This window comes from Halorubrum aidingense JCM 13560 (assembly GCF_000336995.1).
Classification (GTDB): Archaea; Halobacteriota; Halobacteria; order Halobacteriales; family Haloferacaceae; genus Halorubrum; species Halorubrum aidingense.
Genome location: NZ_AOJI01000025.1, coordinates 127,212 through 141,347, shown reverse-complemented (window position 1 = coordinate 141,347; position 14,136 = coordinate 127,212). Strand labels below are relative to the sequence as shown.

Below are 14,136 nucleotides of genomic sequence, written 5' to 3'. Positions count from 1 at the left end.
AGCCCGCTCAGAGATGTGTATAAGAGACAGATACCGGAGGATCGCGGCGATCCCGCCGAGGTTCGAGAGCTGTTCGCCGGGGGCGAACTCCGAGGAGAAGACGACCACGTCGCCGCCCTGCCGTTCGACCGACTCGATGACCTCGTTGACGTCGATCGACCAGTCCCCGTCGCCCTGCCGCTCGGTGCGGAGGCGGTCGTCGACGACGAGGAGGGTCTCGATCGCGCCGAACTCGGCGGCCTCGGCCACGTCTTCGGGCCCGTACGTCGCCTTCGCGCCCTGGGCGATCTCTGCGGTGAGGTCGTCGATGAGGGTCGCCTCCTTCGCGATCCGCGTCTCCTTTTGGACCTCGTCGACGGCACCGCGCTTGAGCACCTCGTGGACGCCGCGGTCGCCGGCGGCGGAGGTGTCGACCGTGGTGATCCGGTCGGCCAGATCGCAGTACTCCTCGGTGATGTAGTCGTGCGCGTCGTTCTTCGTGAAGCCCGGCCCCGCGAGGATCACGGCGTCGGCGTCGAGGTGCGCGAGCGCCTCGCCGAGTTCGGCGAACAGCTCCTCGCGCGGGCGGGAGTACTCGCCTTTCCCGGTGGGCTTCGTGAACGAAGCGTACTCCTCGGTGCCGTACTGCTGGACCGTGTGGACGTAGGCGGCGCCCTCTTCGACGGTCGCGATGGCGACGTCGGGGTTCTCGGCGGCCTCCGTCGCCTCCTCTAAGCGCTCGGTCTGGTCCGGTTTGAAGTGCTTTTCGACCGTAATCTCGTCGTGCTCCTCGACATTGAGCGTGTGGTGGGCGTTGAGCTGGTCCTCGCGCGAGCAGCCGACGATGACCCCCGAGACGCGGAGGCGGTTGGCGAACCGCGCGAACTCGACGTCGTCGACCTGCAGGGTGACGAAGAGGTGCTCGCGCTGGCCGCCGGTGTCCCGCATCTGGTCGTCGTTCCGCTGGATCCGGCGGGTGGTGTCGCCCTCGACGAGGTCCCCGGGTTCGAGGACGTGCGCGAGGTGCCAGAGGTCGTCGACGTTCTCGGGGACGAGCGTGAGCCGCTCCCGGCCCTCCTCGCCGTAGCCCCGGTCGGAGATGCGCATGGGTGACGGTTCGAACGGCGCGGTATCAACTCTTGTCTTCTGGATGCCCGCCGTCCGCGTTGCGGACCGTTCCGCCGGTTCCGTCCTCGATGTCCGTCATCCACTCGAAGCCGCCGTCGGAACCCCCCGGATCGCCGTCCGCTCCGCCGGTATGCCTGTCGAGATCCCTGTCGGCCTCCTTGGCGGCCTCCCTGCCGCCCGTCGCGTCGCCCCCGTCCGCATTTCGCCCGCCGTCGCCGTCGGTAACCCCACCGTCGCCGTCGATGAGCCCGCGGACGTCGCCGCCGAACGAGACGCCCCGACCGGTCTGCACCGTCGGGGACGCTTCGGCGGGCCGCCGCCGATCGATCTGGTGCTCGGAGTCGCGGTCTGCCTCTCCGGCGGCTGTCGACCGGCCGTCCGCCGCCCCGGTGTCCGCCGCCCCGGCACCGACCGCTACCGACGGAATATTCGGCGACCCGATCGCCCCGGCCGCGCCCCGGCCGTAGAGCGCGTGTGCGACCACTCGAGTCGCGAAGACGAGCGGGATGCCGATCAACACCGGGACGAACGGGGCGGCGAGCGCGTAGCCGGCCAGCAGACTCACCGCCGCGACGACCCACGCCGTGACGTACGCGCCCGACCCCGCGACCCCGCGGACTCGTTTCGGACGGAGGCCGTCGCGGAGGCGGCCCGACGCGGCGACGGCGGCGAGTGCGGCCGGCCGCACGTACGCGAATCCGATGAGGTACGCGGCCGTGACCATCGCGAGCAGCCCACCGGCGAGTCCGACGAACACCACCAGCCCGTCCAGACCGAGCGCGCCAGCGAACGGGGCGGCGACCGACACGGGGTCCACGGCGCCGACGCCGAGTGCGACCCCGGCGACCCCTACCAGCCCGAACAGGAGCGCGAGCGGCGCGAGGAGGACCGCGCTGACGAGCGCCGAGACGACGCCGTCTTTATACAGTTTGCCCCAGCCGACGAACGGCGGCGCCCCGTCGGCGTTCCCCGTCGCGAGGCCGCCGGCGAGCACCCGGAAGAGGTAGCCGCGACCGACGAGCGCCGGTGCGAGCGCGAGCGGCGCGAGAACGAGGAGCGGCGGGAAGACGAGGACACCGCCGAGCCAGACCGGCGTTACCGTCCACGCCAACAGGGTCAACACCCCGCCGACGACGAGGACGCCGACACCGTCGGCCGATCGTCCCAGCGACGTCAGCGCCCGGTTGAGCATACCGGATCGTGTCCCGCGACACTGATAAGTGATGCCCGCTCGCACGCCGATGACGGGGCCCGTTCGACCGCCGGATACGCCGACGCGTGATATCGGCAGCCTCCCGAGCGTTTATATCGGTTGCGGGAGTATTACGAGCCGGCCGCGCGGGACAATCGTGTGCCTCTGACAAAATCGATCCCGGCCGCCGTCAGTGGCGGCCCTCCCCGTCCGCGGCTTTCTGCTCCGTTCGAGCGCTCGACGGCGAGTTAGACGCGTGTCACCCACGAGTTCAACTTCAGTTCGATCGACTGTCGATCAACTCAGCTCGATCGACTCTCGATCAACTCACGATCCGCTCTCGCAGGTCGCTCGAAAACCTCTCGCGCGCCGCGCCCGCCTCGGAACCACGGAGCGACCGCCAAGCACCGAACGGACGCCGGTACCGATTTATCCCGCCCCGCCGTCGTTCACCTATGACCGGCGACGAGCGGACGACCGAGGTGGAACCGGCGCTCCGTAGCTACGGCGTCAGCGTCGAATCGATCGACGAGGGCGACCCGCTGGATCTCACGTACATGACGGCGTTCCCCGGCCGCGAGGTGCACCACGGCGAGATCGGACGCGCGCTCAACGCGCTCATCGACCGGGCGGAGGCGGACGCGTGGGACCCGGTCCGCGTCGAGGCGACCGTCGTGCGATCGCCCGGCGACGTCCTCGGTACGTGGCACGCGGAGGCGGCGTGGTTCGAGGCGCTCATCGGCTACGAGATCTCCGAGACGGAGTTCTCGACGCGCGTCCTGGAGACGCTGACACACGAGAACGGCGACGACCAGTCCCGTCCCGAAGCCGCGTCCGGTGACGAAGCGTGACCCGCAGAAACCCGGTGAACCGGTCCCAGCGGCGACTCTCCCGTCCGCCCCGCGAGCGGTTCGCCACCCGCGAGATCGNTTGCCAGCCCGCTCAGAGATGTGTATAAGAGACAGGTCGTGATGGCTCCCGGCCTCGGCGCCGAACGGAGCTTCGGCTACCCCGCGGTGGCCGAGCGGTTCGCCGACGCCGGCTACGCGGCCCTGCTGTTCGACTACCGCGAGTTCGGCGCCTCGGACGGCGACTCGCAGGTCGTGCAGCCGGCGAACCAGCGCGCGGATTACGAGGCGGCCGTCGACCGGGTCAAGCGCGTCGACGCGGTCGGTCGCGGGCTCGTCCTCTGGGGCGCGTCGCTGTCGGCCGCACACGTCCTCACGCTCGCCGCCGAGCGTCGCGACGTCGACGCCGTCATCGCGGCCGTTCCGATGCTCGACGGGCGAGCGATCGCCCGGCGCCGCGGCGGACGCTACCTCGTTCGCTCCGGACTCGCGGGGCTCCGCGACCTCGTCGGCCACCGGATCGGTCGCGGGCGGAGCGTTCCCATCGTCGGCGACACCGAGGAGCTCGCGGCGATCACCGAGCCGGGAACGAAACGGAAGTACCTCGACCTGGTCGACCGCTCGTCGACGTGGCGCAACGAGACGCCAGCGCGGTCGCTGCTCGGGGTCGCGAACTATCGCCCCGTCGAGCGACTCGACGAGATCAGGGCGCCCACGCTGCTTTTGGCCGGCACCGACGACGCCATCGTCGACGTCGACTCGGTCGTCGACGCGGGCGCGACGCTGGCGCGGGGAACCGTCGTCACCATGCCGGCCGACCACTTCTCGCCGCTCGGCGAGGACTTCGAGCCGGCGATCGGTCACCAGCTCTCGTTCCTGCGGGACGCGCTCGACCGCTGATTCGGTGTCGGCCGGACGCTCGCCCCGAAATTAAGTGATCGCGGAACAGATCACCGCGTATGACCGCCATCGCGCTGTTGAGCGTCGCCCCGGTGATCGAGGGGAGCATGTCCGGCGAGGTCGCGAAGGCCGTCGCGGCGCTCGACGACTTCGACGTGAGCTACGAGACGAACCCGATGGGCACCGTGATCGAGGCCGACGACGCCGACACGATCTTCGCGGCGGCCGCGGCCGCCCACGACGCCGTCGACGGCGACCGCGTCTCGACGGTCCTGAAACTCGACGACAAGCGGACCAGCGACGGCACCGCCGCCGACAAAGTCGCCGCCGTCGAGGAGCATCTCGGCCGCGAGGCGAGTAGAGAGCGGTAACCGGCGATTCAGAGCCGGGACCGCTACGCGGTGTCCACCTCCACGGTACCGCCCGCGCTCGTATCACCCGCCGGATTCGTCACGGCCACGTCGACGGTCGTCGTCCGCACGACGCTCGCCTCGTCACCGCCGCCGCTCACGTCGGCTCTGAACACCACGTCGAGCGTCGTCGTGTCCGTCTCGCCGCCGGACAGGCCGGTGGCGGAGAGCGACTCGCTCGTCACCGCGTCGCCCCGCTCCGTGGTGTCGGCCCGTTCGAACGTCGCCGTGAGCCCGCCGTCGATCGCGCCGAAGTCGGGCGGCGACTCGGACCGCTCGCCGTCGAACCCGTCGATCGAGGCGACCTCGCCGGGCGTCGCCTCCGGATCGGCCGCCCTCAGCGTCTCTCGATACACCTCGTCGACGCCCGCGTCGCTGCCGACGGCGAGGACGAGCGTCACCGTCTCGACGCCCTCGGAGAAATCCGTCCACGACACGTCGACGGCCGGTGAGAGGTAGACGGCCTCGACTCGTCCCTCGTTGCTGGTGACGGTCGGCGCGTCGCCCGCCTCGAAGGCGGCCGGATCGCCGTCGACCGCGGCCGCCGGGCGGCTCGATGCGGCGAGGGCGCCGATCCCCGCGAGGCTCCCGCCGATCGTGGCGGCCGCGGCGCCGAGGAACGAGCGTCTGGAGACCGTACTGGGCGAGTCGTCGTCGCGTCGGTGATCCGGCATCTCGACGCGGAGTGGCCGCGGTATCGGTGATAAGGTGCCGGAGAGGGCCGACGACGCGACGTCGGGGCAGCGCTACCCCTTGATGTTGCAGACCGGGAACGTCCGCGCCACCTTGTCGCCGATGCCGAGGTCGTCGCTGACGCGGATCACCTCGTCGATGTCCTTGTAGACGCCGGGCGCCTCCTCGGCGATGGTCGCGCCCGACTGCGCTTTCACGTATATCTGCTGGCCCGATTCGAGGTCGTCCCGCACGTCGCCGCCCCAGAACTCCTGTTTCGCCTGCGTCCGGCTCATCAGCCGGCCGGCGCCGTGGGCGGTCGAGCCGAACGAGACGCGCATCGACTCGGCACCGCCGCGGAGCACGTACGAGCCGGCGCCCATGCTCCCGGGGATGATCACCGGCTGGCCGACGTCGCGGTACACCGCCGGGACGTCCTCGTGGCCGGCCGGGAACGCGCGCGTGGCCCCTTTCCGGTGGACGTACAGCTCCCGTTCCGCGCGGTCGACCGCCTCGTCGCCGACCGCCGGGACGCCGTCCTCGTCGACGCCGACCTCGTGCGTTTCCTTTTTGGCGATGTTGTGAGCCACGTCGTAGAGGAGCTCCATCCCGAGGTCGTCGATCGGATCGGCGTCGAACACTTCCCCGAACGTCTCCCGGGTCTGGTGGGTGATCAGCTGTCGGTTCACCCACGCGAAGTTGATGCAGGCGCCCATCGCGCCGTAGTACTCCTCGGCGAGCGCGGAGCCGGCGGGCGCGGCCGCGAGCTCCTTGTCCGGCAGCGAATCGAGGAGGTCGCCGTGTCGCTTTTCGATCCGGCGCAGGTAGTCGTTACAGGTCTGGTGGCCGAGCCCGCGGCTCCCGCAGTGGATCAGGACGACGATCGCGTCCTCGGCGAGCCCGTACGACTCGGCGACGTCGTCCAGGAACACGTCCGTCACGCGCTGGACCTCCAAGAAGTGGTTCCCCGAACCGAGCGATCCGAGTTGGTTGCGGCCGCGGTCGATCGCCTTCTGAGAGACGTACTCCGGTCGGGCGTCCGGCCGCCGCCCCTCGTCTTCGCAGTGGGTGAGGTCGCTTTCGATCCCGTACCCCTCTTCGACGGCCCACTCGACGCCGCGTTCGAGCGCGCCTTCGATCGCGTCGGCGTCGCCGTCGATCACGCCGCCGCCGCCGAGCCCCGACGGGATCGCCTCGAAGAGAGCGTTGACGAGCTCCTCCTCGCGGCCGCGTACGTCGTCGTAGGTGAGGTTCGTCTTCACCATTCGGACGCCGCAGTTGATGTCGTAGCCGACCGCTCCGGGAGAGATACAGCCGGTTCGAGCGTCGATTGCGCCGACGCCGCCGACCGGGAAGCCGTATCCCTGGTGGCCGTCGGGCATGCAGAGTGCCGGCTCGACCATCCCGGGGAGCTGCGTCGCGTTCTTGAGCTGTTGGAGGGTCTTGTCCTCGCCGATCTCTCCGAGCAGTTCCTCGCTGGCGAGCACCCGGGCGGGGACGTTCATGTCGCCCTCGCGGGGGATCTCCCAGACGTGTTCTCGCACCTTCTCCAGTCGGATCCCGTCGAACTCGCGCGTGGTCATGCCTTGGCGTTCGGCGCGGGGGAAGAAGGGCGTTGCGTCAGGCGACGAGGCGGCGAGACGCCGCGTGACGGCGCGGCTCGAACCCTGCGTGCGCTATCGCTCGACGAGGTCGATCGGCAGCCACTCGATCCCGCCGTCGGCGAGGGTGAGCGCGGCGAAGACGCGGCCGAGGACGACCCCGTAGATCAGGTGCGCGATCGCGATGATCGCGCCGAACTCGAACCCCGCCGTGAGCCCCGGAACCGGAAGCGTCGGCACCGGCAGCGAGGTCGCGCCCTCGAGCGCGATCGCGGTCGGCAACAGCAGCCCGCCGGTGATCACGCCCAACAGGGCAGAGTGGATGACGCCGAGGGACAGACACCCGCCGACGTCGACCCGCAGGTCGTCGAAGAAGGCCCGGTCGAAGATGCCGGCGAACAGCGCTCCGAAGAGCGTGCTGTTGAACAGGTGGACTGCCCATCCGGCGATCACCGTCTCGACACCGATCAACGCGCCGATGGTGGGCATGAGCCCCAACGCGCCGTGCAAGACGATCCCCATCGCGACCCCGGCGAGGAGGCCGCCGATCGCGCCGACCCGCCAGCGCCGTTCGCTCACCGCCGGCTCGGTTTCTAATGACATGTGTCAACATGGTTCTCAGCAATCATAATCGTTTTCACCGCAGCACCGGGAATTCCGGCCCTCTGGGCGTTCAGACGTCGACCACCGGTCCTCCGGCCGTTCAGACGTCGAACACGACGTAGGCGTACCAGCCGTCACCCCGCCGTTCCAGGATCATCTCGGAGTACGTGACCGCCTTGATCTCCCGCGCGACGACGTCACCGAGCGGGACGCCGCGGGCCGACGCTTCGACGGTCCACGCCGTGTCGTCCGAGGCCCCGTCGTCCGAGGTCCCATCGTCCGGGGTCTCGTCGTCGTCTCGGGACTCACCGTCTCGGGGCTCGTCCGGGCCGGATACCGAACACCGGTTGTCCGCGGGTAAGACGAGCCGCACGTCGCGCTCGTAGATCAGCTGATCGAGGTAGTCGAACAGCAGCGCCTCCCGGCTCTCGGCGTCCACGGAGACGGCGAACCGCTCGCCCGTCTCGGGGACCGTCTCGCAGCTCGCGGCGGTGAGCCCGTCGGCGACCGCCGCGAACAGCTCCGAGAGGGTCGGCGCGGTCGCCTCGACGGCGACGTCGGCCGTGTGATCGCGAAGCTCGTAGGGCACGTGGAACCGATCGGCGCGCAGTCGCTTGCGTGTTTCCATCGATAGGCGCGCTCCCGTGGCCTCGCGTCCGCGCGTCCGCAACCCTCCCCGGTGGCGGTGGAGTTATATTCCGCTGGCGTGTTAGTTCGCTCCAGTGAGCGTCAACGTGGAGAAACGGACGGATCCGCCAGGCGAATCCGCGTACGTCGGCGCGGCGTGGGACCTCAAAGAGCGGATCCGATCCGACGAGGGGGTGCTCCAACAGCGACGCGGGTTTTTCGTCGACGCCTACCGCCGCTCGACGACGCACCTCCTCGTCGAGAACGACGCGCTCGTCGCCTTCGCCTCCGTCCGCCGGGACGGATATATCCTGTTTCTGGCCGTCCATCCCGACCATCGGGGGCGGGGGCACGCCGAGCGGCTCGTCGCCGACGTCGCGTCGGAGCACCGCTCGGTTACCTGTCACGCCCGAACCACCAACGCCACCGCGCTCGGGTTCTACGAACACCTCGGCTTCGAGGTCGTCCGGCGGATCGACAACTACTACGAGGACGGCGGCGACGCCTACTACCTCAAACTCGGCGGCGAGTCGCTCCGAGAGCGGCTCTCCGGGTTCGTCAGCCGCTAGCTCGCTCTTCTGTCGCGGCCGCCCGCAAGAACCGACAACCCTTAGCGCGCGCCGTGAGGAGACGCGGCCATGACGGAACCCACTCCCGCGTCGCTCGCGGCCCGCGTCCGCGACGGCGACGTCCGCTTCCACGAACTGGAAGAGCACGCCGACGCCGACACCGCCGCGGCCGCCCGCCGGCGCCTCGTCGCCGACGAATCGGGCGCAGACGTCGACGCGCTCGGGACGTACGGCTTCGACGCGGCGGACGCGGCGCCCAACATCGAGAACATGCTCGGCGCCGTGCAGGTGCCGATGGGCGTCGCCGGTCCGGTCGCGATCAACGGCGGGGCGCTCTCGGGCGAGCGCTACCTGCCGATGGCGACCACCGAGGGGGCGCTCATCGCCTCCATCAACCGCGGCTGTTCGGTCGTCACCGACGCCGGCGGCGCGACCGCCCGCGTGACCAAAAGCGGGATGACTCGCGCCCCGGTGTTTCGGGTGCGCGACGTCGCCGAGGCCGAGGCGCTCGTCTCGTGGGTCCGTGACAACGAGGCCACGCTCCGGGAGGCCGCGGAGTCGACGACGAGCCACGGCGAACTGCTCGACGTGACGCCGTACGTCGTCGGCAACAACGTCTACCTGCGGTTCCGCTACGACACGAAAGACGCGATGGGGATGAACATGGTCACCATCGCGACGCGGGAGGCCTGCGACGCGATCGAAGCGGAGACGGACGCCTCGCTCGTCGCGCTCTCGGGGAACCTCTGTTCGGACAAGAAGCCGGCCGCGATCAACGCGGTCGAGGGGCGCGGGCGGTCGGTCGCCGCCGACGTCGAGATCCCCCGCGCGGTCGTCGAAGAGCGGCTCCACACGACGCCCGAGGCGATCGCCGAGATCAACACTCGGAAGAACCTCGTCGGCTCCGCGAAGGCGGGCGGGCTCGGGTTCAACGCCCACGTCGCCAACGCGGTCGCAGCGATGTTCTTGGCGACCGGACAGGACGAGGCGCAGGTCGTCGAGGGCGCGAACGCGATCACGACGGCGGAGACGACGCCGGACGGCGACCTCTACGTCTCCGTCTCGCTCGCTAGCCTCGAAGTGGGGACCGTCGGCGGCGGGACGAAGCTCCCGACGCAGGCCGCCGGCCTCGAAATTCTGGGGATTCGCGGGGGCGGCGACCCCGCCGGCAGTAACGGCGACGCGCTCGCGGAAGCCATCGCCGTCGGCGCCCTCGCCGGCGAGCTCTCCCTGCTCGCGGCGCTCGGCTCCAGACACCTCTCGTCGGCGCACGCGGACCTCGGTCGGTAGGGACCCGACTCGTCGGTGTGGGAAAGGGCGGCTCAGTCGTCTGTGCCCTCAGCCGTCGACGCCCTCAGTCGTCGGCGTCGGCCGATTCGGGCGCCCGATCGCGCCCGGACGACCGCCCCGAGAGCATCGGTGTGCCGTCGGCGCGGGGGCCGAGCCGCGGGCCGTGCGGGCCGTCGTCGGGGTCGATCCGTCGGCGGGTGCGGTAGTCGGTCGAGCGCTCGACGGGGGTGCGGCCGATCGCCGTGATCATCTCGACGTAGTCGTCGAACGACCGGTACTCGCCGTACTCGCCGCCCGCGCGCTTCGTGATCTCCTCCGAGAGGATCGTCCCCATGAAGTCGTCGGCGCCGCAGTTGAGCAGTTTGAGCCCGTGCGCGTCGCCCGATTTCACCCACGAGGCCTGAACGTGGTCGACGTTGTCCAAGAAGAGCCGCGCGACCGCCACCACGAGTTCGTCTTCGTCGCGGGAGGGGCCGGAGTCGACGACGCCGTGGCGGTAGAGGGGGGTGTTCTGGTGGATAAAGGAGAGCGGGACGAACTCCGTGATCTGCCCGGTCCGGTCCTGGAGGTCGCGGATCACGCCGAGGTGCTCGGCGCGGTGGGCGACCGTTTCGACGTGGCCGTACATCATCGTGGAGGTGACGTCGAGGCCGGCGGCCATCGCGCCCTCCATCGCCGCGACCCAGTCGCCGGTCCGGATCTTGCCGGGGCAGATCACGTCGCGGACCTCGTCGACGAGGATCTCCGCGGCGGTGCCGGGCGCGGAGTCGAGTCCCGCGGCGGCCAGTTCGCGGTAGACGGCCTCGTACTCCCAGTCGGTGCCGCGGGCGGCGTGGTACGCCTCTTCCGGGGTCATCGAGTGGAGGTGGACGCCGCCGACGGACATCGCCTCCATCTGCTCGAGGTAGGTGCCGGGATCGGTGGCGTACCGCTCGGGCGGCTTGTAGTTCACCTCGCTCGCGGGGTCGTCGTGCGCGGCGAGGATCTCGTGGTGCTCCTCGTTCAACGCGAGCGCGGGGTGGAGCCCGGAGACGGAGCAGACCTCGTAGACGCCCATGTCGAGGGCGCCCTCGACGATCTCGCGGGACTCCGCGGGCGTCTTCGTGAAGCCGGCGTGGTCGGCGTCGCTGTCGGCCTCGAAGGCGTGCGCGGAGTCCTTGAAGTTACAGAACAGACAGCCCGTGTTGCAGGCGGTCGTGACGTTGTTGTTGAGGTTGGCGACGAAGGTGACCTCGTCGCCGACTTCCTCCCGGCGGCGGCGGTCGGCGAGTTCGAGCACCGCCTCCTTGCGGACCGGGTCGATCCCGTCGACGTCCGTGCCCGTCGCGAGCAGTTCCGTCGCGTCGTCGACTGTGAGGCGCGTCCCGTCGCGGGCCTTCGCCAGCGCGTTCTCGAACGACTGGTCGGTCGAGGGCTCGGCGAAGCCGAAGTCGTCGTCGAGGTCGGCGGCGTCGCGGTCTGTCGCGTCGGGGTCCCGCGCCGGAGTCATCGCGTACGTCTCCCCGTCCCACGGATAAAAACGGGACGGTCACGGCACTGATAAATCAGTCGCGGTGGCGTCGCCGGCGGCGAGAGCACGCGCGAGGAGGTCGTGAACAGAGGTCGGAATCCGCAGTCGGTGACAGGCTGTCAGGGCCCTGCTGAATACAGTGCTCGAATCGGTCGCTGACCGGTTATCGTCCAACGAGGAGAACGAACAATCGCGTGAATCGCCGTCGTGGCTAGTCCTCGCCGCTGCCGTCTGCGTCCCACTCCAACCGGACCTCATGAGTCGTTCCCTCCTCGGTTTCTCGGGCCCATTCAGCGACGGAGATGGCGCCACTCGGAGGGTGGCGTTCGGCGACGGTTCCCTTACTCGTCGGCCGCATCCCCTCGAATCGGCCGGTGAGATCCTCACGAAGCCGATGGAGATACGTCGCTGCCTCGTCGCGGGTCATCTTCGTATCCAATACCGAAGATCCCTCCCGCTCATCAACGGTTCCGTCGGTATGGGCAAGACCGACTGCGTTGACCGCGGCACCGAGCAACAGGATGACACCGGTGAAGTATAGCCAGGTGACCAACAGGAGGATGCCTGCGATGAGACTCCCGCCGCCGCTGCCGCTCAGAGAGACGTACGCTTGGAACAGCACTTGCAGGATCGCCCAACCGACGGCCCCGACGATCACCCCTGGAAGCACTTCCCGTGGCGCCACGTCGACGTCCGGAAACAGGTAGTACATCGGGAAGAACGCGCCACAGAGACCGACGACCAGTAGCAGGGGGGCCACGACCCCGATGAACGGGACCGACGAGAAGAACGCGACGGCGGTAGTCGCGCCGACCATCGCAATGGCGCCCAGTCCGAGGGTGAAAAGCACCACCAGACTCTTCTTGATCTGGCCGAGGAACGACTCCCGGGCAGTCGTCTCATAGATCTCCGAGAACGCCGTATCGAGCGCACGGAACACCTTGATCGCCCCCCAGACAAGGACGAGAATCCCGATGAGTGAGGAGCTGATCGTCGAGCCGAGACCGGCCCCACGTTGCTCTTCGATCATCACCTCGATGATGCCACCGACCGACGGAGAGACGTTTTCGGTCGCCACGTCGATTATCTGCTGCTGTAGTTCGGGCGCGCCGAGCACGGAAACCCCGATGAGGAAGAACATGACCAGTGGAACGATTGAGACGAACGCACTGTAGGCGATACTGCCAGCGAGAAACGTCACGTTCTTTTCACTGAAGATCCGCATAGCGGATTTCGCTCGCGGGACAGCGGACTGAATGTTCATAGCTCACTTATCGCATGCGAACATTGTAATCGACGGGGGTTATACAACTCAGTCAGCTTGACATCTTCCCCCGCTCTAAAGGGCGAGGATTCCCGAATGTTGGGATATTACGGTTCACAACCCGCCTGTTCGCTCGGGTAGAACGGTCCCGAGGTCCGGATGAATGATTGACTCTTCCGGATCCACCGCGTCCTACGCCAACTCCCGCTCGTCGCCGGCGTGCGCCCGCACCCACAGCTGACCGATCCGCGAGAGGGTCGTCCGGTAGGACTTCCCGCGCTCCTCGCGCTCGATGTACCCCTTGCCGCCGGGACCGAGCCGGTCGACGTTGTAGATCACCTTCGAGCGGAACGAGTCGGTGTACTCCTCGTTGAGGTCGGCCGCGAGCGTCTCCGCGAGCTCCGAGACCGACTCGAACTCGCCGTACTCCCCGAGGGTGAACAGCACGAGCTCCTCGAACGGCTTGACGTTCTGGAAGGAGGCGACCGGCAGCTCGATCACGTGGCTGTCGCCGATGCGCTTCGCGCCGATGGTGGTCCCCCGCTCGTCGAACTCCGAGAGCAGTTCGGTCGTCGTCGCGAGGCGATCGGCGATGCGGTCGGCGGCGCCGCCGTCGTCGTCCCCGCGGTCGTCGCTGCCCCCGCGGCCGCCGTTGCTGCCCACGTCGACGCCGCCGCCCTCGGACAGCTCCCGCAGCAGGTCCCGCGTCGCCCGCAGCTCCTCGGCGAGTTCCGTCTCCAGGTACTTCTCGGGGGCGGTGTAGTAGGTGTGAATCCGATCGCGGTCGTCCTGTCGCTCGACCATGATCGAGTGCGCCGCCGTCGCGAACGCGAACGAGACGGGTCGCGGCATTGAACAGAGGTTCACCCACACCTCGCGCTCGTCGTCGCCGCTGCCGGACTCGCCGTCCGATCCGCGATCCAACTCCGCGTTGATGAGGTCGAAGGCGCGCTCGAAGGCGGCGTCGTAGTCGTACACGTCGTCTAACCGCTCGCGGACCGTCTCGGCGCCGAGCAGGTTCGTGAAGTCCTGTTCGAGCTTGCGCGCGATGTTGCGCGAGTACTCGACGTTGGCCTCGCTCCCGACCGTCCCCTCGAGCAGGATCACCCGGTCGACGTCGAACTGGTCCCGGATGAGCGGGGCGATCATGCGGTCGTAATCGAAGCCGACCGGCACGATGTGGGTCTGCATACGCGGTAGGTCGGGGGCACGGATATAAAAGCCAGCAGACTCGTCCAGAACGGTACCTCGCGTCGGTCGGTTTTTACCCCCCGGGCTCGCCACTCGCACGTGATGGTCCCCGCCGTCGCCGTCGGCCTCTCGACGTACGCGCTGTTCGTGCTGGCGGCGGCGGCGCTCATCGTCACGCCGGGACCCGACACGCTGTTCGTGATCTCGCGCGGACTCGAGGACCGAACCGCGGGGCTTCGGGCCGCGCTCGGCGTCACGATCGGAATCTTGTTTCACACCGCGCTCGTCGTGGTCGGCGTCGCGGCGATATACCGGACCGTCCCCGGTGCCGAGCTGTCTCTTATACACATCT

General features: G+C 69.0%; 13 protein-coding genes and 2 pseudogenes. 6 read left to right on the top strand and 9 right to left on the bottom strand.

What is annotated here, in order from left to right; translation table 11 throughout:
- The coding region (locus C461_RS10265; protein ID WP_008000965.1) for an mRNA surveillance protein pelota at positions 1-1,086 on the bottom strand (1,086 nt) is incomplete at its 3' end.
- 25 nt (positions 1,087-1,111) lie between these two features.
- A complete protein-coding gene (locus C461_RS10260; protein ID WP_008000964.1) occupies positions 1,112-2,299 on the bottom strand; it encodes a DUF4013 domain-containing protein in 1,188 nt (395 codons plus the stop codon).
- 455 nt (positions 2,300-2,754) lie between these two features.
- On the opposite strand from C461_RS10260, the gene C461_RS10255 reads away from it, so the two are divergent.
- The 3 genes and pseudogenes from C461_RS10255 (at position 2,755) to C461_RS10245 (ending at position 4,418) form a co-directional block, all read left to right on the top strand.
- Positions 2,755-3,150 carry a hypothetical protein gene (locus C461_RS10255; protein ID WP_008000962.1) on the top strand — a complete coding sequence of 132 codons (396 nt, stop codon included), beginning with the start codon at positions 2,755-2,757 and terminating at the stop codon, positions 3,148-3,150.
- Between the two features lie 111 nt (positions 3,151-3,261).
- Positions 3,262-4,047 (top strand): annotated as a pseudogene (locus C461_RS10250) (alpha/beta hydrolase); the annotation flags it as partial.
- Between the two features lie 59 nt (positions 4,048-4,106).
- Entirely contained in the window at positions 4,107-4,418 is a 312-nt protein-coding gene (locus tag C461_RS10245) for an MTH1187 family thiamine-binding protein (protein ID WP_008000958.1), read from the top strand.
- A 23-nt stretch (positions 4,419-4,441) separates the two neighbouring features.
- Here C461_RS10245 and C461_RS10240 read toward each other — a convergent pair whose 3' ends face one another.
- The 4 genes from C461_RS10240 to C461_RS10225 form a co-directional block, all read right to left on the bottom strand.
- Positions 4,442-5,131 carry a hypothetical protein gene (locus tag C461_RS10240; RefSeq protein WP_008000956.1) on the bottom strand — a complete coding sequence of 230 codons (690 nt, stop codon included), beginning with the start codon at positions 5,129-5,131 and terminating at the stop codon, positions 4,442-4,444.
- A gap of 72 nt (positions 5,132-5,203) precedes the next feature.
- Complete coding sequence (locus tag C461_RS10235) at positions 5,204-6,712, bottom strand: RtcB family protein (protein WP_008000955.1); 1,509 nt, start codon at positions 6,710-6,712, stop codon at positions 5,204-5,206.
- Between the two features lie 93 nt (positions 6,713-6,805).
- A complete protein-coding gene (locus tag C461_RS10230) occupies positions 6,806-7,333 on the bottom strand; it encodes a hypothetical protein (RefSeq protein ID WP_049906526.1) in 528 nt (175 codons plus the stop codon).
- 100 nt (positions 7,334-7,433) lie between these two features.
- Positions 7,434-7,922 carry an archease gene (locus tag C461_RS10225; protein WP_049906536.1) on the bottom strand — a complete coding sequence of 163 codons (489 nt, stop codon included), beginning with the start codon at positions 7,920-7,922 and terminating at the stop codon, positions 7,434-7,436.
- 133 nt (positions 7,923-8,055) lie between these two features.
- Here C461_RS10225 and C461_RS10220 point away from each other — a divergent pair, with 133 nt between their 5' ends.
- Both C461_RS10220 and hmgA read left to right on the top strand, forming a co-directional pair.
- Positions 8,056-8,529: a GNAT family N-acetyltransferase gene (locus tag C461_RS10220; RefSeq protein ID WP_008000949.1), complete on the top strand. Its 474-nt coding sequence runs from the start codon at positions 8,056-8,058 to the stop codon at positions 8,527-8,529.
- Between the two features lie 69 nt (positions 8,530-8,598).
- Positions 8,599-9,819 (top strand): hydroxymethylglutaryl-CoA reductase (NADPH), encoded by a 1,221-nt coding sequence (gene hmgA, locus C461_RS10215; RefSeq protein ID WP_008000947.1) that lies wholly within the window; start codon positions 8,599-8,601, stop codon positions 9,817-9,819.
- A gap of 64 nt (positions 9,820-9,883) precedes the next feature.
- Here the strand turns inward: hmgA and cofH are convergent, their stop codons facing one another.
- From cofH to C461_RS10200, 3 genes are all read right to left on the bottom strand, one after another.
- Positions 9,884-11,308, bottom strand: a complete 1,425-nt coding sequence (gene cofH / locus C461_RS10210) for a 7,8-didemethyl-8-hydroxy-5-deazariboflavin synthase subunit CofH (protein ID WP_008000944.1) — start codon at positions 11,306-11,308, stop codon at positions 9,884-9,886.
- A 232-nt stretch (positions 11,309-11,540) separates the two neighbouring features.
- Positions 11,541-12,593: a YihY/virulence factor BrkB family protein gene (locus C461_RS10205; RefSeq protein ID WP_049906525.1), complete on the bottom strand. Its 1,053-nt coding sequence runs from the start codon at positions 12,591-12,593 to the stop codon at positions 11,541-11,543.
- A 192-nt stretch (positions 12,594-12,785) separates the two neighbouring features.
- Positions 12,786-13,784, bottom strand: a complete 999-nt coding sequence (locus C461_RS10200; RefSeq protein ID WP_008000940.1) for an HFX_2341 family transcriptional regulator — start codon at positions 13,782-13,784, stop codon at positions 12,786-12,788.
- Positions 13,785-13,886: 102 nt separating this feature from the next.
- Here C461_RS10200 and C461_RS16295 point away from each other — a divergent pair.
- Positions 13,887-14,048: pseudogene (locus tag C461_RS16295) on the top strand (LysE family translocator); the annotation flags it as partial.
- Positions 14,049-14,136: the final 88 nt, after the last annotated feature.